A 21,565-nucleotide genomic window follows, 5' to 3' on the forward strand; every position below is an offset into this window, starting at 1 on the left:
TATATAACTAAAGATGAATACATTTAAAATTTTCGGACTAATTCTTTTAGCTACTGTTTCAACAGCAAATGCTCAAGATATTAATCAAGCAAAAAAGGCTATAGATGCCGAAAAGTACGAGGAAGCCAAAACTATTTTAAAATCAATTTTACAGGTAAAACCATCTAACGGTATGGCCTCTTTTATTTTGGGTAATGTATATTTAACTCAAAGTGTTAAGGATTCAGCTAAATTATCTTTTGAAAAAGGTTTAACTGCTTCTGAGTTTGCTCGTTTTAACAACATTGGTTTAGGTCAAATGGATTTAGATCGAAATGATACAATTGCTGCAAATGCTAAATTTATTTTAGCAACAAAAGACATGCGTAAAAAAGATTTTGAAGAATACATATATGTTGCAAGAGCATACATGAATGCTGAAAAGCCTAATTACAAATCAGCTCTCGCTGTTTTAAAAAGAGCCTTAGTTAACAATCCTATGGATGCACAAGTTCAATTGGCCTTAGGTGATGCTTACTATGGTTTGAGTAATCAAAATGATGCTTATAAATCGTATAGAGATGCATTTACTGCTGATAATACTTTATTAAGAGCAAAAATGCAATTGGGAGTTTTATTAAAAGGTGCAAAGTCATACGATGAAGCATCAAAAGCTTACAATGAAGTAATTGCAATTAATCCAAATTATGGTCCAGTTTATAGAGAATTGGCAGAGACCTATTATAAAATTGCAAGAAACAAACCGTCTAAAGCGGCTGAGAATTTCAAAATCGCAATTGATTATTACCAAAAGTACATGGACTTGACTGATTATTCTATCCATTCAAGAATGCGTCGTGCTGACTTTTTAATTTTAGCTAAAGAATACAAAGCCTTAGAAGAAGAAGCTAATAAGATGATTGAATTGGACAAAGTAAATCCAAGAATTTTCCGTTATTTAGGCTATGCTGCTTTTGAGAATGGAAATGCGGATAAAGCAATTCAATCGTTGGAAACATTTACTTCTAATCCATCTAATAAAATTATTGCTAGAGATTATCAAGTTTTAGGATTGGCTAAGATAAAAAAAGGAACTAGTGCTGATGGACTTTCAATTGATCCAGCTGCTTTTGAAATGGGTTTAGCCTCTATAAACAAATCTATAGAAATGGAACCTTTAGCGGTTGAGGATTTAAATGAGGTAGGTAAGAAAATGTTTAGTCAAAAATTGTACAAAGAAGCTGCTGCAATTTTTGAATTAGGTGCAGCTAATGTAGAGTCTAAAAGTTATCTTGATGACAACTTATATTTAGGTTTATCATTGTATTATGCTAATAATAAAAAAGATGTTAAGCCTGAGATTGCAGATCTTCAAAAAGCAGATGCTGCCTTTGATAAAGTTTTAGTTGCTTCGCCAAGTTATTACGAGGCTTATATTTTTAAAGCTAGAACAAATAGTTTAATGGAAAACGATGAGAATACCATTAAATTTTATGAGGCTTATGTAGCTGCTGTAACTGCTAAAGGCGCTGAAGAAGTTGCTAAGCCAGCTGTAATTAAAAAAATTGCAGAAAGTTACAATACGATTGGAGCAACTTATGCAAACACGGATAAAGTCAAAGCTGTAGAATATTTCAATAAAACATTAGTAATTGATCCAACAAATGCATACGCATTAAGTTCAATCAAACAATTGAAATAAGTTAGCTATTCAGATTATATAAAACCGACAATTAATTGTCGGTTTTTTTATGCTCAATTTTAGGCAAATGAAGATAGGAAATGAATTTTGTAAATGACTATCTTTGCCCCTTCAAAAGAACTAGATGTTATCAAAAGAAATACAATTAGAAGTTAATAAAGGAGCCATGTTGCCTTTGATGGAAGAATTCTACACCATTCAAGGCGAAGGGTCACATACAGGAACAGCAGCTTATTTTATAAGAATAGGAGGTTGCGATGTAGGTTGTCATTGGTGCGATGTGAAAGAAAGTTGGAATGCTGAATTACACCCACCAACTAATGTGGACTTAATTGTGGCTAATGCCATTAAGTATGCTGATACTGTAGTAGTAACAGGTGGAGAACCGCTTACATGGGACATGACCTTGCTAACTCAAAAATTAAAAGATAACAAGGTAAAAGTACATATTGAAACTTCCGGCGCGTACCCGCTTTCAGGGACTTGGGATTGGATTTGTCTTTCGCCAAAAAAATATAAATTACCTACACAAACGGTATACGACAATGCCGATGAGTTGAAGGTGATTATTTACAACAAACACGATTTTATTTTTGCAGAAGAGCAGGCTGAAAAAGTCAATAAAAATGCTATTTTGTTTCTGCAGCCAGAATGGAGTAAAAGAGAAGAAATGACCCCTTTGATTGTTGATTATGTGATGAACAATCCTAAATGGAGAGTATCCTTACAAACACATAAATATTTGAATATTCCGTAAATAAAAAAACTCCAAACAACTGTTTGGAGTTTTTTTATTGCCAGCCTTTTCTTTTTTTCAATTCGGTTATATGTGCCAAATGGTGTAATCCATGCCAGGCATAGGTGCCGATAATTTCTTTGATTTGGAACGATGCGTTGTGTTCGGGATGAATAAATGATTTGTTTAAATCCGATACTGATAGACTATTCATTAAATAAGACAAACGGAAATGCAATCCTTCTAATAAAGTTAGACTCGATTCAATAGGCATTTTTGTATTGTCTACCATTTCGCCCCAACGGTCTTCATAGTAGAATTTAATAGTAGGACTGTCTTCTGTTAAGGCCCATTTGATTCGGATGAAACAATTCATATGACTATCAGCACAATGGTGTACCACTTGTCGAATAGTCCATCCGCCATCTCTATAGGGTGTTTCTAATTGTTCATCACTCAATTGTGAAACTTCTTTTTTAAGTAATGTGGGAAATTCGGCTATTTCTTGAATTCGCTTAGATAAATATTCTGTTGAATAAACTTCAGGAGCTGTAAATTTTCCGATAGGGTAGCGAAATTTATTTTCCATTTTTAGTAAAGTTATAAAATTGTAAGTTGTGCTAAATAATCAAAATGGTCGCCTTCCATAAGGAGTTGGCATTGTAGCTCATTAGCTAAAGCTGCATTTTGAAGCGTATTGTAATCTAAATATAGCCAAGGGAAATCAACTTCTTTTTCTTTTTTATATTGAAGGCTAAAAGTCAATTCTCCATAGTAATTGTCACTCGGAATCCATTTTCCGCCATCTTCGTCTTCATCAAACATATAAATTATGTCTGAGGAATCAATTAAAATTTGCCCGTTTGGATTCAGTATGCTTTTTAGCTTTTGCAGATAAATTGTTGATTTTTCCAAAGTTTCAAAAATACCTGTGCCGTTCATTAATAAAAGAATCGTGTCGTATTTTTCGTTTTCTAAATCTAATACGTCGATAGCTCGTATATTTTTCAAACCACGAAGTGAGCATGCTTGAATAGCATTTTTTGAAATATCAATAGAATGAACATCAATAGTCCGTTCGTTTTGCAAATACAAACTATGACTACCTGCGCCACAACCTATATCTAAAGTTTTTCCATTGGCTAATTGTAAAGCTTTTTGTTCAATTGCTGGCATTTCGTCAAAGCTTCTGAATAAATACGCCACTTCCATCTCATCTTCTTCCGAAATAGAAGTCGAGGTAATGATATTTTCAGGTAAAGAATTGGTTTGATAATCGAGTATGGCTTTTCCGAAAAGGTCTTTCATAATGTCATTGCGAGGAACGAAGCAATCTTTCCTCTTTTTATAGTTTATAGTTTCAAGTTGTTTAACTTTGCATTAGAAATACAATAGGATGTTAAAGCCAAATTTAAATGAACTCGGGAAACTTGCCAAAGATAAGCATATCGAAAACAAAAAGTATTTTGATAAGCTGAAAAAGAAAGCCCCTAAGAATTTAGATTATGTGATGCAAGAGCTACATGATGCCGAATTTAAAAAAACGGATTGTTTGACTTGTGCCAATTGCTGTAAAACGACTGGGCCTTTGTTTACTTCGGCAGATATTGAACGTATAGCTAAACATTTAAGGCAAAAACCACAACAATTCATCGAACAGTATCTTCGCATTGACGAGGACAATGATTATGTATTACAATCATTACCTTGTACGTTTTTGGATAATGACAACACTTGTTTTATATATGATGTTCGTCCCAAAGCCTGTCGTGAATTTCCGCACACTGACCGAAAAAAGTTTCAGCAAATTTCCGATTTGACTTTAAAAAACATTCCGATTTGTCCAGCAGTCTACAATATTGTAGAAGAAATAAAAAAGAAAATACCGCTTTAGTAAAGTAAATATTTTTTTCTAATTTCTTTGAATTGCTCCAGACCTGGTTTCCAACTTTTTTTGATTTTTCGTTCAGATAGTCCTGCTTCAATTTGAAGTTGCAAGGTTTTTGTTCCGGCTAATTTGCTAAAAAATGGAATGAAAAATTGACTTGTGTCTTGTGTTGTTTTGTAGGCTTTAATTAGCCATTTCAATTCAATTTGGTGGACAGGTTCAACTGTTGACAAATCTTCTCCATAACACAAAACGCCTTTATGCATAGGTTCTTTGGCGCCAATATTGGGTTCTGGAGTAAAACTAAATCCAGTTTTGGGTAAAAATGGTGAACCATAAATTTGAAATTGTTTATCCGTACCGCGGCCACTACTGACATTGGTTCCTTCAAAAAAGCACAAACTTGCATACAAATTTATCGATTGATCATTAGGAAGATTTGGCGAAGGTTTTTCAAGAATAGCATACGAAGCATTGCGGTCATATTGAACACAAGGAATCACTGTTAAATTGCATTGCAGCGCTTGCCCTGAATCTTTAGAAGAATGCAACCAGTTTTCGCCATTGATCATTTGAGCATATTCCCCAATTGTCATTCCATACAAAACCGGAACAGGATGCATCCCAACAAAGCTTGCGAATTCTTTTTCTAAAATTGGACCATCAATAATGAATCCATTAGGATTTGGACGGTCCAAAACCAGTAGCGGAATGTTATTTTCGGCACAAGCTTCCATAACGTAATGAAGACTAGAAATATAGGTGTAAAATCGGGCGCCTACATCCTGAATGTCAAAAACTAAAATATCAATCCCTTCTAATTGTTCGGGTTTCGGTTTTTTATTCGCGCCATAAAGAGAAATAATTGGCAATCCTGTCTTGGTATCTTTACCATCTACGATTAATTCGCCAGCATCAGCAGTTCCACGAAATCCATGTTCTGGTGCAAATATTTTTTGAATAGTAATCGTGTTAGCTACCAAAAAATCTACTAGATGTGTTCTGTTAGTTAAAAGTCCAGTTTGATTACTAACCACTCCCACTTTTTTATCCTTTAATAAAGGTAGGTAGTTTTCAAAATTGTCTGCCCCTGTTTTAAAACCTAGAGGTTGAAATCTGTTAAAAACATCTGATTTTTCTGTGTTGTTTGAATTTGAATTTACTTTTGGGAGTGAGATATTCTTGTTTACTGAACAAGAGACAATCAATAAAAGTAAACTAATAAATGAAAAATATTTTTTAAATTTTGTAATCATAATGCATCGAATAAATAGATGGTCAATTAGTGTAATTCGTGTTTTAGCTGTATTTTTGGCTCAAGTAAATACCCAATCATTTGAATTTAGAATATTTCATAGCCAAAAGACTAGTTACTGCTAAAGAATATAAAAGTAGTATTTCTGCTCCAATAATAAAAATTGCTATCGCAGCTATTGCTATTGGAATGGTAATGATGATTATTTCGGTAGCTACCGGAATTGGTTTGCAGCAAAAAATTCGCGAAAAAGTATCTGCGTTTAATGGGCATATTATTATATCAAATTATGATAATAACCAATCGGAAGCAACACTAACTCCTATTTCCAAAAATCAAAAATTTTATCCCAAGTTCAATTCGGTAGATGGTATTAGCCATATTCAAGCTGTGGCTACTAAAGCTGGAATTATTAGAACAGAAAAAGCGTTTGAAGGAATTATTTTCAAAGGAGTAGGAACAGATTACAAATGGGATAATATTCAGGAATATTTGATAGCAGGACATTTGCCTAATTTGTCAAGCCAACTTAACTCAGAAGTTGTGATTTCTCAATTCTTAGCTGATAGATTAGAATTAAAAGTTGGAGACGCTTTCAATACTTTTTTTATCAAAGAAAATCAAAACCAACTTCCCAACATTCGACGATTTAAAATCACAGGAATCTTTAATTCGGGATTTCAAGAATTTGATGCTACTTATATAATAGGAGACATTCGGCACGTGCAACGAATGAATAAATGGACTCCAAATCAAATCGGTGCGTTTGAGATTTTCGTACAAGATTTCGATCAGATTCAATCTGTTGGAGAGGAAGTGTATCAGCAAACACCTTCCAATTTGGATTCTAAGACTATAATCGAAAAATACAGTTACATCTTTGATTGGTTGCTTTTATTTGATTTCAATATAATTATTATTTTGGGAGTTATGATTTTAGTTGCAACAATTAATATGGTGGTGGCTTTATTAGTGCTTATTTTAGAACGCACCCAAATGATAGGGATTTTAAAAGCACTTGGTGCAAACAATTGGTCCGTGCGAAAAATATTTTTGTACAATGCCTTTTATCTAATTGTTCGAGGACTCTTATGGGGTAATTGTATTGGAATAGGAGTACTGCTTATCCAAAAATACTTTGGAATTATTGAACTCAATCCCGAAAATTACTATGTCAACCAAGCTCCAGTTTATTTTAATTTAGGATATATCGCTGCATTAAACCTGCTTACAGTGGGAGTTTGTTTCCTGGTTTTGCTGATTCCGTCCTATATTATCACTAAAATTTCTCCTATCAAAGCCATTCGCTACGAATAAATAATTGTAAACACTTAGCTTTTTTAACTTGGGCGTTCCCTTTCAGGTCGCGCTATGCGCTGTATCTTTTTAAAAGTGGACTTCGAGTTCCTCAGTCTCCTTTTAAAAAGGATGCCGCTACTATCCCTAACGCGGGTTAAACTTCAATAATAATTTCAATTTCAAAATTCAAAATTCCTTGTTCAATATTCCAAGTTCAATAACATTTCAAATTTCACAAAACCTTATATTTTCTTATATTCCTTATTTGGTTATTAAATCTGCGAATCTGCGGTAAATATCAATAAAAAGCATTTACAACTATTGAATTCAAAAAAAAACTTTCATTTATAGAAAACGGGTTATCAGTGAGTTAAGAAAAAGAATAAAAATAAAGTGTAGAAAAGCTTGTGAGAGCGGATTTAGGTTGTACTTTTGCACCCGCAATAAAGCAGACGTTCTTACTTCAATATTGAAAAGCAAACCAAATAAGATAAAAGAAATTTTGCTTTAAAAATTTGCCAGAGATAAAAAAGTAATTATCTTTGCCCTCCCGAAAAGGAGACAAGTTCTTGAATAGATTGAGTGAGTAAAAAGAGAGAAAAAAGGAAAAGTAATTTTCTTAAAAAAAACTTTTAATAATACTTGCGAGATAAAAAAGAAGTTGTACTTTTGCACCCGCTTTGAGAAACAAGCGACAAACAAAAAAGACACGTTCCTAGACATATTGAATTGACAGCCGTTTTGAAAGAGATTTCAAAACAAATTAAAGAGTAATAGAATCGTAAGATTCGAAAAAGACCATTAGATCATTGTCATAATACATAGAAGTAAATTTATTTGCTTCGCATAATATACGATGAAGAGTTTGATCCTGGCTCAGGATGAACGCTAGCGGCAGGCTTAACACATGCAAGTCGAGGGGTATAGTTCTTCGGAACTAGAGACCGGCGCACGGGTGCGTAACGCGTATGCAATCTACCTTTTACAGAGGGATAGCCCAGAGAAATTTGGATTAATACCTCATAGTATGTGAGAATCGCATGGTTTTCACATTAAAGTTCCAACGGTAAAAGATGAGCATGCGTCCCATTAGCTAGATGGTAAGGTAACGGCTTACCATGGCGACGATGGGTAGGGGTCCTGAGAGGGAGATCCCCCACACTGGTACTGAGACACGGACCAGACTCCTACGGGAGGCAGCAGTGAGGAATATTGGACAATGGGCGCAAGCCTGATCCAGCCATGCCGCGTGCAGGATGACGGTCCTATGGATTGTAAACTGCTTTTGTACAGGAAGAAACACTCCCTCGTGAGGGAGCTTGACGGTACTGTAAGAATAAGGATCGGCTAACTCCGTGCCAGCAGCCGCGGTAATACGGAGGATCCAAGCGTTATCCGGAATCATTGGGTTTAAAGGGTCCGTAGGCGGTTTAATAAGTCAGTGGTGAAAGCCCATCGCTCAACGGTGGAACGGCCATTGATACTGTTAAACTTGAATTATTAGGAAGTAACTAGAATATGTAGTGTAGCGGTGAAATGCTTAGAGATTACATGGAATACCAATTGCGAAGGCAGGTTACTACTAATGGATTGACGCTGATGGACGAAAGCGTGGGTAGCGAACAGGATTAGATACCCTGGTAGTCCACGCCGTAAACGATGGATACTAGCTGTTGGGAGCAATCTCAGTGGCTAAGCGAAAGTGATAAGTATCCCACCTGGGGAGTACGTTCGCAAGAATGAAACTCAAAGGAATTGACGGGGGCCCGCACAAGCGGTGGAGCATGTGGTTTAATTCGATGATACGCGAGGAACCTTACCAAGGCTTAAATGTAGTTTGACCGTTTTGGAAACAGAACTTTCGCAAGACAAATTACAAGGTGCTGCATGGTTGTCGTCAGCTCGTGCCGTGAGGTGTCAGGTTAAGTCCTATAACGAGCGCAACCCCTGTTGTTAGTTGCCAGCGAGTCATGTCGGGAACTCTAACAAGACTGCCAGTGTAAACTGTGAGGAAGGTGGGGATGACGTCAAATCATCACGGCCCTTACGCCTTGGGCTACACACGTGCTACAATGGCCGGTACAGAGAGCAGCCACTGGGCGACCAGGAGCGAATCTACAAAACCGGTCACAGTTCGGATCGGAGTCTGCAACTCGACTCCGTGAAGCTGGAATCGCTAGTAATCGGATATCAGCCATGATCCGGTGAATACGTTCCCGGGCCTTGTACACACCGCCCGTCAAGCCATGGAAGCTGGGGGTGCCTGAAGTCGGTGACCGCAAGGAGCTGCCTAGGGTAAAACTGGTAACTAGGGCTAAGTCGTAACAAGGTAGCCGTACCGGAAGGTGCGGCTGGAACACCTCCTTTCTAGAGCTTGAATGTTAGTTGCCTTGGTAACACTTTCAAGAAAGAAGACGATAGATCGACATGGGATTGAATTTCATGATAATATTACTCTTGCTGTTAGTTCAAATAATACAAATAAGTAAAAAACAGAGTCTCGTAGCTCAGCTGGTTAGAGTACTACACTGATAATGTAGGGGTCCCCAGTTCGAGTCTGGGCGGGACTACTATTTTTTAACTTATGGAAATTTTAGAAGTTGAGTCATCCGATGGATGTTGTCTTTATCATTATACTGTCAACAGACGACTGATAACTGACAACTAAAACACGGGGGATTAGCTCAGCTGGCTAGAGCGCCTGCCTTGCACGCAGGAGGTCAACGGTTCGACTCCGTTATTCTCCACAAAAACAGTGGACAGTCCACAGGACTTAGTTATCAGTAGTAACTGAATACTAAAATCTGAATACTGCACACTAGTTTAACGTTCATTGACATATTGAGATAAGAAAATAATAAAGTAGAAAACATTTTTGCTTGTTTATCATTAGACAAGTAAAAGAAACGGCTTATTTTAATTAATAAGTTGGTACAATAAGCAAAATAAGGGCGTATGGGGGATGCCTAGGCTCTCAGAGGCGATGAAAGGCGTGATAAGCTGCGAAAAGTTACGGGGATTGGCACACACGATACGATCCGTAAATACCTGAATGGGGCAACCCACTATGTTGAAGACATAGTACACCGATAGGTGGGCAAACCCGCTGAACTGAAACATCTAAGTAGGCGGAGGAGAAGAAAACAAAAGTGATTCCGTAAGTAGTGGCGAGCGAACGCGGATTAGCCCAAACCAATGTTGTTACGGCAATGTTGGGGTTGTAGGACCACGAGATTTCTTGCACAAAGAACTAGAATCTACTGGAAAGTAGGACCGTAGAGGGTGATAGTCCCGTATAGGTAATGAGTGTAAAGGATAGTGGTATCCTGAGTAGGGCGGGGCACGTGAAACCCTGTCTGAATTTGGCGGGACCATCCGCTAAGGCTAAATACTCCTGAGAGACCGATAGTGAACCAGTACCGTGAGGGAAAGGTGAAAAGAACCGTGAATAACGGAGTGAAATAGATCCTGAAACCATACGCTTACAAGCGGTCGGAGCCCTTTCGTGGGGTGACGGCGTGCCTTTTGCATAATGAGCCTACGAGTTAACGTTGCTGGCAAGGATAAGTGGTTAAGTCACGGATCCGTAGCGAAAGCGAGTCTGAATAGGGCGCTTTAGTCAGTAGTGTTAGACGCGAAACCGTGTGATCTACCCATGGGCAGGATGAAGCTGTGGTAACACATAGTGGAGGTCCGAACCGGTTGACGTTGAAAAGTCTTCGGATGACCTGTGGGTAGGGGTGAAAGGCCAATCAAACTCGGAAATAGCTCGTACTCCCCGAAATGCATTTAGGTGCAGCGCTGGATTTAAGTTATATAGAGGTAGAGCTACTGATTGGATGCGGGGGCTTCACCGCCTACCAATTCCTGACAAACTCCGAATGCTATATAATGTTTACCAGCAGTGAGGGCTTGGGTGCTAAGGTCCAAGTCCGAGAGGGAAAGAACCCAGACCATCAGCTAAGGTCCCCAAATCTATACTAAGTTGAAAGAACGAGGTTTGTCTGCCCAGACAGCTAGGATGTTGGCTTGGAAGCAGCCATTCATTTAAAGAGTGCGTAACAGCTCACTAGTCGAGCGGACGAGCATGGATAATAATCGGGCATAAGTATAGTACCGAAGCTATGGATTTGTATTATATACAAGTGGTAGGGGAGCATTCCAGCAGGGTTGAAGGTGTATCGTAAGGTATGCTGGACTGGCTGGAAAAGAAAATGTAGGCATAAGTAACGATAATGCGGGCGAGAAACCCGCACACCGAAAGACTAAGGTTTCCACAGCTATGCTAATCAGCTGTGGGTTAGTCGGGACCTAAGGCGAACCCGAAAGGGACAGTCGATGGACAACGGGTTAATATTCCCGTACTACTTATTACTGTGATGGGGTGACGGAGTGATGAAAGCGCCGCGAACTGACGGAATAGTTCGTTGAAGTACCTACCTATAAGATCTGCAGGCAAATCCACAGATCTTGGGGAAATACGATAGTACTCGGAGACTTCGGTCAAAGAGATAGTGCGCCTAAGGGCTTCCAAGAAAAACCTCTAAACTTCAGGTAATAAGTACCCGTACCGCAAACCGACACAGGTAGTCGAGGAGAGAATCCTAAGGTGCTCGAGAGATTCATGGCTAAGGAATTAGGCAAAATAGACCTGTAACTTCGGGAGAAAGGTCGCCAGCGCAAGCTGGCCGCAGTGAAGAGGTCCAGGCGACTGTTTATCAAAAACACAGGGCTCTGCAAAATCGTAAGATGAAGTATAGGGCCTGACACCTGCCCGGTGCTGGAAGGTTAAGAGGAGATGTTATCTTCGGAGAAGCATTGAATTGAAGCCCCAGTAAACGGCGGCCGTAACTATAACGGTCCTAAGGTAGCGAAATTCCTTGTCGGGTAAGTTCCGACCTGCACGAATGGTGTAACGATCTGGACACTGTCTCAGCCATGAGCTCGGTGAAATTGTAGTAACGGTGAAGATGCCGTTTACCCGCAGTGGGACGAAAAGACCCTGTGCACCTTTACTATAGCTTAGTATTGACCTTGGATAAATGATGTGTAGGATAGGTTGGAGACTATGAAGTGGCGTCGCCAGGCGTTGTGGAGTCATTGTTGAAATACAACCCTTTGTTTATCTGAGGCCTAACCCCGCTTAAGCGGGGGACATTGCTTGGTGGGTAGTTTGACTGGGGTGGTCGCCTCCAAAAGAGTAACGGAGGCTTCTAAAGGTTCCCTCAGTACGCTTGGTAACCGTGCGTAGAGTGCAATGGCATAAGGGAGCTTGACTGAGAGACATACAGGTCGATCAGGTACGAAAGTAGAGCATAGTGATCCGGTGGTTCCGCATGGAAGGGCCATCGCTCAAAGGATAAAAGGTACGCCGGGGATAACAGGCTGATCTCCCCCAAGAGCTCATATCGACGGGGGGGTTTGGCACCTCGATGTCGGCTCGTCACATCCTGGGGCTGGAGAAGGTCCCAAGGGTTGGGCTGTTCGCCCATTAAAGTGGCACGCGAGCTGGGTTCAGAACGTCGTGAGACAGTTCGGTCTCTATCTACTGTGGGCGCAAGAAATTTGAGTGGATCTGATTCTAGTACGAGAGGACCGAATTGGACAAACCTCTAGTGTATCTGTTGTCCCGCCAGGGGCACCGCAGAGTAGCTACGTTTGGAAGGGATAAGCGCTGAAAGCATATAAGCGCGAAACCCACCACAAGATGAGATTTCTTTTAAGGGTCGTGGGAGATGACCACGTTGATAGGCTATAGATGTAAAGGCAGTAATGTCATAGTCGAGTAGTACTAATAACCCGTAAGCTTATGTACGTTTTCCCTCCTCCCTTCGAGTCACCTCAGGGGAAGGAGGGGAGAAATTTTCTAATTACTTTTCTTTATCTCAGTATGTTAAGATATTTGCAGCGAAGCTGCGTTTGAAGTTCAATGTTTAAAGTTCAAGGTTACAACCTTAAACTAAAAAAACTTGAAACCTTAAACAATAATCTTAAGGTGGTTATTGCGGCGGGGCTCACCTCTTCCCATCCCGAACAGAGTAGTTAAGCCCGCCTGCGCAGATGGTACTGCAGTTATGTGGGAGAGTATGTCGTCGCCTTTCTTTTTAAAACCCTGTTTCTAACGAAACGGGGTTTTTTGTTTTTATACCTGAAGCCCACCGGGCTTCCTCCTCTTAATCTCAAATGTCGCCTTTGCTTCGCCTGTTCGGCTATAGCCTCGGGTTTTTTGTTTTAAATATTTTTGAAAAAAATAAGATAAAATTTAGCCCGAACAGAGTAGTTAAGCCCGCCTGTGTCCCGACGCTTCGGGAGTACAGAAGTTATGTGGGAGTCCCGATAGCTATCAGGAGTCGTCACTTTTATTTAATCTGAACTTGTTTGCTTCGCCTATTCGCTTTGCTCGAGCCAGATTCTTTAAAAACCCTGTTTCGTTGGAAACGGTTTTTTTGTTTTATAATGATTGTGTTTTGTTATAGAATACAAAGGTCTTTATTAGCCCCGATAGAAGCTAGCTACCTTGTAGCGCGGATAGCGGGACAGCTCGTGTTCAGGAAGTAAAAATAGGTGCTACTAAAAAACAGCAAAAATAGAATGTCAAATTGATGAAGTGAAATGTCGTAAGTAAAAGAGATTCCGAAATGAGTTCGGAATGACAAATTAAGAAACCACCTAATTTTTTAACCGTGAACGGTTTCTTGATTACCGTATTTGGTAATAATGGAGGATTCGTAGGCTATCCATTCTTTCCAACGTATATCTACTTTAATATTCTCTTGGTACTGTTTGGCAAAGCCTAAGAAAGTGGTGTAATGTCCTGCTTCGGAAATCATGAGGTCTCTATAAAATTTTGCCAATTCAGGGTCTTGTATGTTTTCTGATAGCACCTTAAAACGTTCGCAACTTCGAGCTTCAATCATCGCTGCAAATAATAATCTTTCTACCAAAGCATCATTTCGGCTTCCGTCTTTTTTGGCAAATTTGACGAGATCATTCACATAATTGTCTTTTCTTTCTCTGCCTAACACCAATCCTTTTTCTTTAATGATCGTGTGAACCATTTGGAAATGTTCCATTTCTTCTAATGCAATTCGGGTCATTTCGGTAACCAATTCTTCTTTTTCCGAATTGTTGACAATGATGTAAATGGCATTAGAGGCCGCTTTTTGTTCGCACCAAGCATGGTCGGTTAAGATTTCTTCAATATTTGATTCTACGATATTGACCCATCTTGGATCGGTAGCTAATTTTAGGCCTAACATGAATTATTGATTTAGATATGTAAAATTACTCTTTTTATGTTCAATTTTTATTAAATATGGATGGATTTCCCGTTTAATTAGTATTATTTTGTATTTCACTTTAAATCGACATGATTACAAATAAACGTCTCTTAATTATTGGTTTTGTTTGGCCCGAGCCTAATTCTTCTGCTGCTGGTGGAAGAATGATGCAGTTGATTTCCTTATTCAAGAAACAGGGCTTTTTCATTACTTTTGCGAGTCCGGCTCAGGATAGTGATTTTATGGTTACTCTTTCTGATTTTAACGTTGATAAGGTGGCGATTGCATTGAATGATTCAAGTTTTGATTTGTTTTTGAAAGAGTTGCAGCCTTATATAGTTTTGTTTGATCGTTTTATGATCGAAGAACAATTTGGTTGGCGCGTTGCCGAGATTTGTCCTGATGCTATTAGGGTTTTGGATACCGAAGATTTACATTGTTTGCGTTTGGCTCGCCAGAATGCTTTTAAAGCTAAACGAACTTTTGAAGTGTCAGATATAGTAATGGAAGAAGTTTCCAAAAGAGAAATTGCCAGCATTTTGCGTTCGGATGTATCTTTGATGGTATCTGAATATGAAATGGAAGTTTTGCAAACCGTTTTTAAAATTAACCCATCGCTTTTGTATTATTTACCTTTATTGGTTGAATCGGTTGATTTGAATCCTTTACCCTTTGATGAAAGACAACACTTTGTATTTATTGGAAATTTTCTTCATGAACCGAACTGGAATTCCGTTCAATATTTGAACGAAACGATTTGGCCACTAATTAGAAAACAGCTTCCCACTGCAGTGTTAGATATTTATGGTGCGTATCCTACTCAGAAGGTTTTTCAATTGCATAATGATAAGCAAGGTTTTGTAATTAAAGGGAGAGCAGAAAGTGCTAAAGAAGTTATTTCAAATGCCCGAGTAGTATTGGCACCACTTCGCTTTGGCGCTGGAATTAAAGGTAAATTATTGGAAGCAATGGAATATGGAACGCCTTCGGTTACAACTTCTATTGGTGCGGAATCGATGCGTGCTGATTTAGATTGGAATGGAAGCATTGAAGATCATCCACATCAATTTGCAAATGCAGCAGTACAATTGTATCTAGATGAAATTAGTTGGAAACAAAGTCAGCAAAATGGTTTTGAAATACTTAATAAAAGGTATTTGAGAGAGTTGTTTGAAGATGAGTTTGCCGAGAAATTGTCTTTTTTGAAAACTAATTTGGATAGTCACAGGAAAAATAATTTCTTAGGTCAAATGTTGTATCATCACAGCATGCAGAGTACAAAATACATGTCACGTTGGATTGAAGAAAAAAATAAAAAAGTAGTCTAATTTTTTATGTTAGTTTGGCTAGCAATTAATTCGGTTACCAATCGTCCAGATTTCATTGCTGCATTAATTGAACCATTCATTAAGTGATCACCACAAATAAATAAATTTTCATTGATTTGTAGTTCAGAATTAGAAATTTCATTGCTAACTGTATCTTGGTTGGGCAAGGCGTAATTAATTCGGTAGGTTTTTAAAAGCTTCCAATCATCCACTTGTTTTCCATACCATTGTTTCAGTTCAGCTTTCATATTTTCTGCTAGACTTGCATCGTCAATTTCAGGTATTCCATTGTAAGAAACAGACAGAAGTACTTTGCCTTTAGGCGCGTATTCATTTGAAACATTAGACATCACTGTTAGGTTGTTTGCCCATTTTTTATTTGAAGCAGCATTTAAGACTACAATTTCTTTTGAATTAGGTGCAATTTTAGCTTCAAAATACACATTAGTAACTTGATGGAATTGTTGTTTTTGTTTTTTGATATAGTTTGCGGCTATACTAATTGCCTCAGTAGCAATTATAATTTTATCTGTTTGGAAAACAGCACCATTTTCACAGTGTATCGTGTTTTCCACAATTGACGTCACTTTGTGATGGCAATATATCGAGTTTTCGGGTAACATTGCTGCAAGTTGTTTTGGTATTTCTTCCATACCAAGTTCAGGAATTGCTGCATCACCAGTAGAAAATAATTTCATAACAAAGTCAAACATATTACTAGAAGTCTTTAACTCATTGTCTAAAAAAATTCCAGAGAAGAAGGGTTTGTAAAAACGATCAATCATTTTTTGACTAAAGCCATACTTTTTTAGCTGGGAATTAGTATCTGTTTCAGCTTGCTTAAATATATCCGAATTGGAAATTCGTATTAATTTATTCTTTACTAGAAATGTTTTGAATTTGTCTTTTAGCGATCCAACTGGAGCAAATAAAGTTGAGAATAATGCACTAGGTCTTCTAAATGGGTCGGCAATATCGAATTGACCTCCGTCATAAAGTATTGTTGCTCCTGGTAAAAACCGTTTCAAATTTAATTTGTTGTAATCTAAAAGTGCTTTTGTTTCAGGATAATCTGTTAATAAAACTTGAAACCCTCTATCGAGTTTAAAACCCTCAATACAATCCGTTTTAATTCTTCCGCCCACACGGTCTGTTGCTTCTAGAATTTGAACTTTATAATTTTTTTGATGTAAATAAACGGCTGCTGTTAAGCCTGAAATCCCACCGCCAATAATCGTAATAGTTGGTTTCATTTTTTTAAATTTGACTTTAAAATTACTAAATCTATTGTTTTAAAAACAAAAAAAATCCCGTTTTGAGAAATCAAAACGGGATAAAGTATTTTAACTCATTATTATGCCAGCATAGTAACTGGATTTTCAATGAATTGTTTTAATGTTTGTAAAAACTGAGCTCCAGTTGCTCCGTCAATAGTACGGTGGTCGCAAGCTAAAGATAACATCATTGTATTCCCTACAACAATCTGTCCGTTTTTAACTACTGGTTTTTCTACAATAGCTCCTACAGAAAGAATAGCCGAGTTAGGTTGGTTGATAATTGAATTAAATTCGGTAATACCAAACATACCTAAGTTAGATACTGTAAATGTACTTCCTTCCATTTCGTTAGGAAGTAATTTTTTGTTTTTAGCTCTTCCAGCTAAATCTCTTACACTTGTTCCAATTTGAGATAAACTCATAGCATCTGTAAATCGCAATACAGGAACCACTAATCCGTCTTCAACAGCTACTGCTACACCAATATTTACGTGATGATTGATGACAATAGCGTCTTCTCTCCATTGCGAATTGATAATTGGGTGTTTTTTCAATGCAGTTGCACACGCTTTAATTACCATATCATTAAATGAAACTTTGGTATCAGGAACACTATTAATAGCAGCTCTTGATTTTATAGCTTCATCCATTGATACTTCAATAGATAAATTGTAGTGTGGTGCTGTAAATAAGGATTCAGCCAAACGTTTCGCAATGATTTTACGCATTTGCGAATTTTTAATTTCTTCTGTAAAAACTTCTCCCGCAGGAACGTATACTTTTGGCGCTTCTGTTTTAGCAGTTTCTTGCGGTTGAGCTTGGCTAACTGCAGAAGGTGTGAAGTTTTCAACATCACTTTTTACAATACGTCCGTTTTCACCTGAGCCTTTCACTTGTGATAGTTGTATTCCTTTCTCATTTGCAATTTTCTTTGCTAATGGTGAAGCCAAAATACGGTGTCCGTCTGTTACTGCATCTTGCGTAATTGGCGCTGCTTTTTCAGCTGGTGCAACAGTAGTCTCTACCGCGGCAGGAGTTTTAGTTCCTCCAACTTTAAAATTATCAGCCACTCCGCTAATATCTGTCCCTGCTGGGCCGATAATAGCTAAAAGACTATCTACAGCGGCAGTATTTCCTTCTTGTATTCCAATATATAATAGAGTTCCAGCATTAAATGACTCGAATTCCATAGTAGCCTTGTCTGTTTCAATTTCGGCAAGAATATCTCCTTCACTTACTTTATCACCCACTTTCTTCAACCAAGTAGCAACTGTTCCTTCCGTCATCGTATCGCTTAAACGCGGCATCGTTACTACAATTACCCCTTCAGGTAGTTTTGCTGTTGTAGCTTCTGCTTTTGTTTCAACTACTGAAGTAGTTTCCACTACTGGAGTTGTCGGCGTAGCGCCGCTAGCTAAAAAAGCAGTAATATCTTCTCCTTCATTACCAATGATTGCTAATAAAGAATCTACTGGTGCAGTTTCTCCTGCTTGAATGCCAATATGTAAAAGCGTTCCGGAATTAAATGATTCAAATTCCATTGTAGCTTTATCAGTTTCGATTTCGGCTAAAATATCCCCTTCATTAATTTTGTCGCCTACTTTTTTAAGCCAAGTAGCCACAGTTCCTTCTGTCATAGTATCGCTCAAACGCGGCATTGTTACTAATGTAGCCATAATTGATTATAATTTGTGAGGTAAAAATGGATAATTTTCTTGTTCATACACAACATCGTACAGTTGTTGAATTTCCGGATAAGGAGATTCTTCAGCAAATTTTGCGCATTCTTCTACTAAATCTTTCACTCTCTGATCTATAGTTTCAATTTCTTTGTCAGAAGCATATTTTTCAGCTTTAATAACGTCAAGAATTTGAGTAATAGGGTCTATTTTTTTATATTCTTCTACTTCATCTTTAGAACGATATAATTGTGCATCAGACATCGAATGACCTCTATAGCGGTACGTTTTCATTTCTAAGAATGTTGGACCATCTCCACGACGCGCTCTTTCAATAGCTTCAGTCATTGCTTCGGCTACTTTTACTGGATTCATTCCGTCAACAGGTCCGCAAGGCATTTCATATCCTAAACCTAGTTTCCAAATATCGGTATGATTAGCTGTTCTTTCAACAGATGTTCCCATAGCATAACCGTTATTTTCAACGATGAACACTACAGGTAATTTCCATAACATAGCCATGTTGAAAGCTTCATGAAGAGATCCTTGACGAGCCGCTCCATCTCCGAAGTAAGTTAATGTTACTCCTCCTGTTTCAAAATATTTATCAGCAAAAGCTAATCCTGCTCCTACAGGGATTTGACCACCAACTATTCCGTGACCACCATAAAATCGATGCTCTTTTGAGAAAATGTGCATCGAACCGCCCATACCTTTGGATGTTCCAGTTACTTTCCCTAAAAGTTCAGCCATAACAGCTTTAGGATCAACCCCCATTCCAATAGGTTGTACGTGGTTTCTATAGGCTGTAATCATCTTGTCTTTGGATAAATCCATTGCATGAAGTGCTCCGGCTAAAACAGCTTCTTGTCCATTGTACAAGTGAAGAAAACCTCTAACCTTTTGTTGAATGTAAAGTGCTGCAAGTTTGTCCTCAAACTTTCTCCAAAGCAGCATGTCTTCGTACCACTTTAAATAAACTTCTTTTGTAACTTCTTTCATTTTAATAATGTTGTGTTAACAATTCTATCTATTAACGCAAAATAGTTTCCTCACACAAATTTGCGAAATGCAAAAATAAGACATTCCAACTTAGCACTAAAATTAATAGGCTACTTTTTAAATAATTTACAAGAAGTTTTTGTCAAAAAGCAGGGGAAGTAAATTTTTTAATGAATCTGATTTATAAATAGAACCAATTTCTCCCATAAAATATATTTCAATAGGCGTGTTTTGTTTTATTTCATATTCAGCAATTGATTGGCGACATGATCCACATGGTGGAATAGGTACGCTTGTAGTTGAATTTCCTGATGCTGCAGAAATGGCAATTTTTATAATTTTAGCTTCAGGATAAAGAGTTCCTGCTTGGTATATTGCTACTCTTTCTGCGCAAAGTCCTGAAGGATAAGCCGCATTTTCTTGATTTGAACCTAAAATAATTTTACCATTGTCCAATAACAATGCGGTTCCAACTTTGAAATTTGAGTAGGGTGCGTATGCTTTTTTTCGAATAGCTATAGCTTCTTGCATCAAATATTGAATAATTTCAGGTAATTCTTGAATGGATTCAAAAACATCGAAATCAGTGGTAATTGATATTTTTTTCATTTTTGTTTGTTGAAAAAATTCAAACTAATATAATAATTCATTTAGTAAATGTAGCGAATTAATTGGAACCGTAATTATCACCAAAATTAAACGTTAATGAAAAACGCAGCGTATTTTCTAAAGGGTTTCGGACTTTAGATGCCGAAAACAAATAGGAAACATCAATTTTAGCAGAAGTATATTTGAATCCTGCACCCAATGAAAAATAGCGACGAGCTCCTTTGATCGGACTTTCGTTAAAATAGCCTAAACGCATAGCGAAAGCATCTTTGTAAACATATTCAGTACCTAAAGCGTATGTGATTTCTTTAATTTCTTCGCTAAATCCATCTGGTGCATCTCCAAAAGATTGAAATAAGCCCGACACCCAGCCTATGGTTCTGTAATTATTAAAATTTTGATTGTTTTCTTGCCCCGTTATAATGCCGTCATTATTTAAGTCTGCATTTTGAGGGGTTGGTACCAACAATTTATTAAGTTCAAGATTTACCGCAATTTTATTGTCTCCATCCAAAATAAAGTCAAAACCAGAACCTATTTTTAAATTAGCAGGTAAAAAATTAGTATTAAACTCATCATTATCATAGCTGATTTTAGGGCCTAAATTTTGAATATTAAAACCTGCCCTCCATATTCCATTAAAATTGGTATATGCTTTTTCTTCTGACTGATAATATCCTGATATATCAACAGCAAATGAGTTCGCTGCAGAGGCATCAGTATTCTCATTTGGAATTCTAAGATTTGAACGAATGTATCTTCCAGCAACAGCCATAGAAAAAGTTTTGCTGAGTTGTAATGAATAAGAACCATCAAGAGCAAGTTCATTTGGTGATACAATCCTTGGTTGATCATTTGCATCGTTTCGAAGTTCAATATTACCCAAACCGAAAAAACGTAAACTTCCAGCCCAAGCACTTCGTTCGGTTATTTTATTGTAATATGTTATTTGTCCTAATGAAATATCATTAACCAAATCTGTTAAATAAGGCGTATAGCTAACTGAGAATCCTTTTTGTTCGTTAGCAAAAGCAAATTTTGCAGGATTCCATTGTTGGGAAAATGCATCTGGAGAAGTTGCCACACCAATGTCTGCCATTCCAGCTGCTCTTGCATCGGCTGCAACCATCAAAAAAGGCACGGCAGTTGTAATGACTCTTTGCTGGCCTTGAAGCAGAATGCTTGAAAGAAATAAAATAGTGTAAAGAATATTTTTATACATTTTAATCATTGTTTGGTAAGCAAAAGTAAAGATAAATCGATTGTTTCTTATACAAGGTATTAATTTATTCAACTTAAATAACATTAAAAAGTTAGTTTTTCAATTTGAAATCAAAATTACTTCTTACTATTTGAGATAAATAGTTAAAACAATCTTTTTTTGACTTTATTGTGCTAAAATATTTTTTAGTCTTAGTTTATATTTTTTAGTTGGATTTATGGGCAAAAATGCAATTGAAAGTTAAATATTAATAATAAAAATTATAAATTTGCGTTTTATTTTTGTCAGTAAGTACTTAAAACCTATTTT

Annotated in this window: 14 protein-coding genes, 2 tRNA genes and 3 rRNA genes; 10 read left to right on the forward strand and 9 right to left on the reverse strand. The window is 37.5% G+C overall.

Annotated elements, in window-relative coordinates; genetic code table 11:
- Window positions 1-13: 13 nt before the first annotated feature.
- A complete protein-coding gene (locus LPC20_RS04815) occupies window positions 14-1,681 on the forward strand; it encodes a tetratricopeptide repeat protein (RefSeq protein WP_229326988.1) in 1,668 nt (555 codons plus the stop codon).
- 124 nt (window positions 1,682-1,805) lie between these two features.
- Window positions 1,806-2,438: a 7-carboxy-7-deazaguanine synthase QueE gene (locus tag LPC20_RS04820; protein ID WP_229326990.1), complete on the forward strand. Its 633-nt coding sequence runs from the start codon at window positions 1,806-1,808 to the stop codon at window positions 2,436-2,438.
- 34 nt (window positions 2,439-2,472) lie between these two features.
- Here LPC20_RS04820 and LPC20_RS04825 read toward each other — a convergent pair whose 3' ends face one another.
- Together LPC20_RS04825 and LPC20_RS04830 are read right to left on the reverse strand one after the other, a co-directional pair.
- Window positions 2,473-3,006 carry a YfiT family bacillithiol transferase gene (locus LPC20_RS04825; RefSeq protein ID WP_229326992.1) on the reverse strand — a complete coding sequence of 178 codons (534 nt, stop codon included), beginning with the start codon at window positions 3,004-3,006 and terminating at the stop codon, window positions 2,473-2,475.
- 11 nt (window positions 3,007-3,017) lie between these two features.
- A complete protein-coding gene (locus LPC20_RS04830; protein WP_229326994.1) occupies window positions 3,018-3,725 on the reverse strand; it encodes a class I SAM-dependent methyltransferase in 708 nt (235 codons plus the stop codon).
- 88 nt (window positions 3,726-3,813) lie between these two features.
- Between LPC20_RS04830 and LPC20_RS04835 the strand changes: the two genes are divergently transcribed.
- Window positions 3,814-4,311: a YkgJ family cysteine cluster protein gene (locus LPC20_RS04835; RefSeq protein ID WP_229326996.1), complete on the forward strand. Its 498-nt coding sequence runs from the start codon at window positions 3,814-3,816 to the stop codon at window positions 4,309-4,311.
- Here LPC20_RS04835 and LPC20_RS04840 read toward each other — a convergent pair.
- The gene (locus LPC20_RS04840) at window positions 4,308-5,561 is read right to left on the reverse strand and encodes an exo-beta-N-acetylmuramidase NamZ family protein (protein WP_229326998.1); all 1,254 of its coding nucleotides are present in this window, start codon (window positions 5,559-5,561) and stop codon (window positions 4,308-4,310) included. The genes LPC20_RS04835 and LPC20_RS04840 overlap by 4 nt on opposite strands.
- An 80-nt stretch (window positions 5,562-5,641) precedes the next feature.
- On the opposite strand from LPC20_RS04840, the gene LPC20_RS04845 reads away from it, so the two are divergent.
- The 6 genes from LPC20_RS04845 to rrf all read left to right on the forward strand — a co-directional run bounded on the left by LPC20_RS04845 (window position 5,642) and on the right by rrf (window position 12,960).
- Window positions 5,642-6,877, forward strand: coding sequence for an ABC transporter permease (locus tag LPC20_RS04845; protein WP_229327000.1), 1,236 nt, complete (start codon window positions 5,642-5,644; stop codon window positions 6,875-6,877).
- 835 nt (window positions 6,878-7,712) lie between these two features.
- Window positions 7,713-9,226 (forward strand): 16S ribosomal RNA (locus LPC20_RS04850).
- A gap of 129 nt (window positions 9,227-9,355) precedes the next feature.
- Window positions 9,356-9,429, forward strand: a tRNA-Ile gene (locus LPC20_RS04855).
- A 103-nt stretch (window positions 9,430-9,532) separates the two neighbouring features.
- Window positions 9,533-9,606: transfer RNA gene (locus LPC20_RS04860), tRNA-Ala, on the forward strand.
- Between the two features lie 187 nt (window positions 9,607-9,793).
- Window positions 9,794-12,674, forward strand: a 23S ribosomal RNA gene (locus LPC20_RS04865).
- Window positions 12,675-12,850: 176 nt separating this feature from the next.
- A 5S ribosomal RNA gene (gene rrf / locus LPC20_RS04870) occupies window positions 12,851-12,960 on the forward strand.
- Together the 16S, 23S and 5S rRNA genes with 2 tRNA genes alongside form the textbook arrangement of a ribosomal RNA operon.
- 576 nt (window positions 12,961-13,536) lie before the next feature.
- On the opposite strand, the gene LPC20_RS04875 is transcribed toward rrf, so the two are convergent.
- Window positions 13,537-14,118, reverse strand: a complete 582-nt coding sequence (locus tag LPC20_RS04875; RefSeq protein WP_229327002.1) for a MiaE family protein — start codon at window positions 14,116-14,118, stop codon at window positions 13,537-13,539.
- A gap of 110 nt (window positions 14,119-14,228) precedes the next feature.
- On the opposite strand from LPC20_RS04875, the gene LPC20_RS04880 reads away from it, so the two are divergent.
- Window positions 14,229-15,467: a glycosyltransferase gene (locus LPC20_RS04880; protein ID WP_229327004.1), complete on the forward strand. Its 1,239-nt coding sequence runs from the start codon at window positions 14,229-14,231 to the stop codon at window positions 15,465-15,467.
- On the opposite strand, the gene LPC20_RS04885 is transcribed toward LPC20_RS04880, so the two are convergent.
- The 5 genes from LPC20_RS04885 to porV form a co-directional block, all read right to left on the reverse strand.
- On the reverse strand, window positions 15,464-16,720 hold the full coding sequence (locus LPC20_RS04885) for an NAD(P)/FAD-dependent oxidoreductase (RefSeq protein WP_229327006.1): 1,257 nt from the start codon (window positions 16,718-16,720) through the stop codon (window positions 15,464-15,466). The two genes, LPC20_RS04880 and LPC20_RS04885, sit on opposite strands and share 4 nt — an antisense overlap.
- A gap of 101 nt (window positions 16,721-16,821) precedes the next feature.
- Window positions 16,822-18,420 carry a dihydrolipoamide acetyltransferase family protein gene (locus LPC20_RS04890; protein ID WP_229327008.1) on the reverse strand — a complete coding sequence of 533 codons (1,599 nt, stop codon included), beginning with the start codon at window positions 18,418-18,420 and terminating at the stop codon, window positions 16,822-16,824.
- Window positions 18,421-18,426: 6 nt separating this feature from the next.
- Entirely contained in the window at window positions 18,427-19,425 is a 999-nt protein-coding gene (gene pdhA, locus LPC20_RS04895) for a pyruvate dehydrogenase (acetyl-transferring) E1 component subunit alpha (protein ID WP_229327010.1), read from the reverse strand.
- 126 nt (window positions 19,426-19,551) lie between these two features.
- Window positions 19,552-20,034 (reverse strand): cytidine deaminase, encoded by a 483-nt coding sequence (locus tag LPC20_RS04900; RefSeq protein ID WP_229327020.1) that lies wholly within the window; start codon window positions 20,032-20,034, stop codon window positions 19,552-19,554.
- Between the two features lie 58 nt (window positions 20,035-20,092).
- A complete protein-coding gene (porV, locus tag LPC20_RS04905) occupies window positions 20,093-21,256 on the reverse strand; it encodes a type IX secretion system outer membrane channel protein PorV (protein ID WP_229327022.1) in 1,164 nt (387 codons plus the stop codon).
- Between the last annotated feature and the right edge of the window lie 309 nt (window positions 21,257-21,565).

Source organism: Flavobacterium ammonificans (assembly GCF_020886115.1).
GTDB classification, from domain to species: domain Bacteria; phylum Bacteroidota; class Bacteroidia; order Flavobacteriales; family Flavobacteriaceae; genus Flavobacterium; species Flavobacterium ammonificans.

Coding starts and splice junctions, on each gene's coding strand:
- LPC20_RS04835 (WP_229326996.1), top strand. CDS start 3,814: ATGTTAAAGCCAAATTTAAATGAACTCGGGAAACTTGCCAAAGATAAG.
- LPC20_RS04900 (WP_229327020.1), bottom strand. CDS start 20,034: ATGAAAAAAATATCAATTACCACTGATTTCGATGTTTTTGAATCCATT.
- porV (WP_229327022.1), bottom strand. CDS start 21,256: ATGTATAAAAATATTCTTTACACTATTTTATTTCTTTCAAGCATTCTG.
- LPC20_RS04880 (WP_229327004.1), top strand. CDS start 14,229: ATGATTACAAATAAACGTCTCTTAATTATTGGTTTTGTTTGGCCCGAG.
- LPC20_RS04890 (WP_229327008.1), bottom strand. CDS start 18,420: ATGGCTACATTAGTAACAATGCCGCGTTTGAGCGATACTATGACAGAA.
- pdhA (WP_229327010.1), bottom strand. CDS start 19,425: ATGAAAGAAGTTACAAAAGAAGTTTATTTAAAGTGGTACGAAGACATG.
- LPC20_RS04825 (WP_229326992.1), bottom strand. CDS start 3,006: ATGGAAAATAAATTTCGCTACCCTATCGGAAAATTTACAGCTCCTGAA.
- LPC20_RS04885 (WP_229327006.1), bottom strand. CDS start 16,720: ATGAAACCAACTATTACGATTATTGGCGGTGGGATTTCAGGCTTAACA.
- LPC20_RS04840 (WP_229326998.1), bottom strand. CDS start 5,561: ATGATTACAAAATTTAAAAAATATTTTTCATTTATTAGTTTACTTTTA.
- LPC20_RS04820 (WP_229326990.1), top strand. CDS start 1,806: ATGTTATCAAAAGAAATACAATTAGAAGTTAATAAAGGAGCCATGTTG.
- LPC20_RS04815 (WP_229326988.1), top strand. CDS start 14: ATGAATACATTTAAAATTTTCGGACTAATTCTTTTAGCTACTGTTTCA.
- LPC20_RS04875 (WP_229327002.1), bottom strand. CDS start 14,118: ATGTTAGGCCTAAAATTAGCTACCGATCCAAGATGGGTCAATATCGTA.
- LPC20_RS04830 (WP_229326994.1), bottom strand. CDS start 3,725: ATGAAAGACCTTTTCGGAAAAGCCATACTCGATTATCAAACCAATTCT.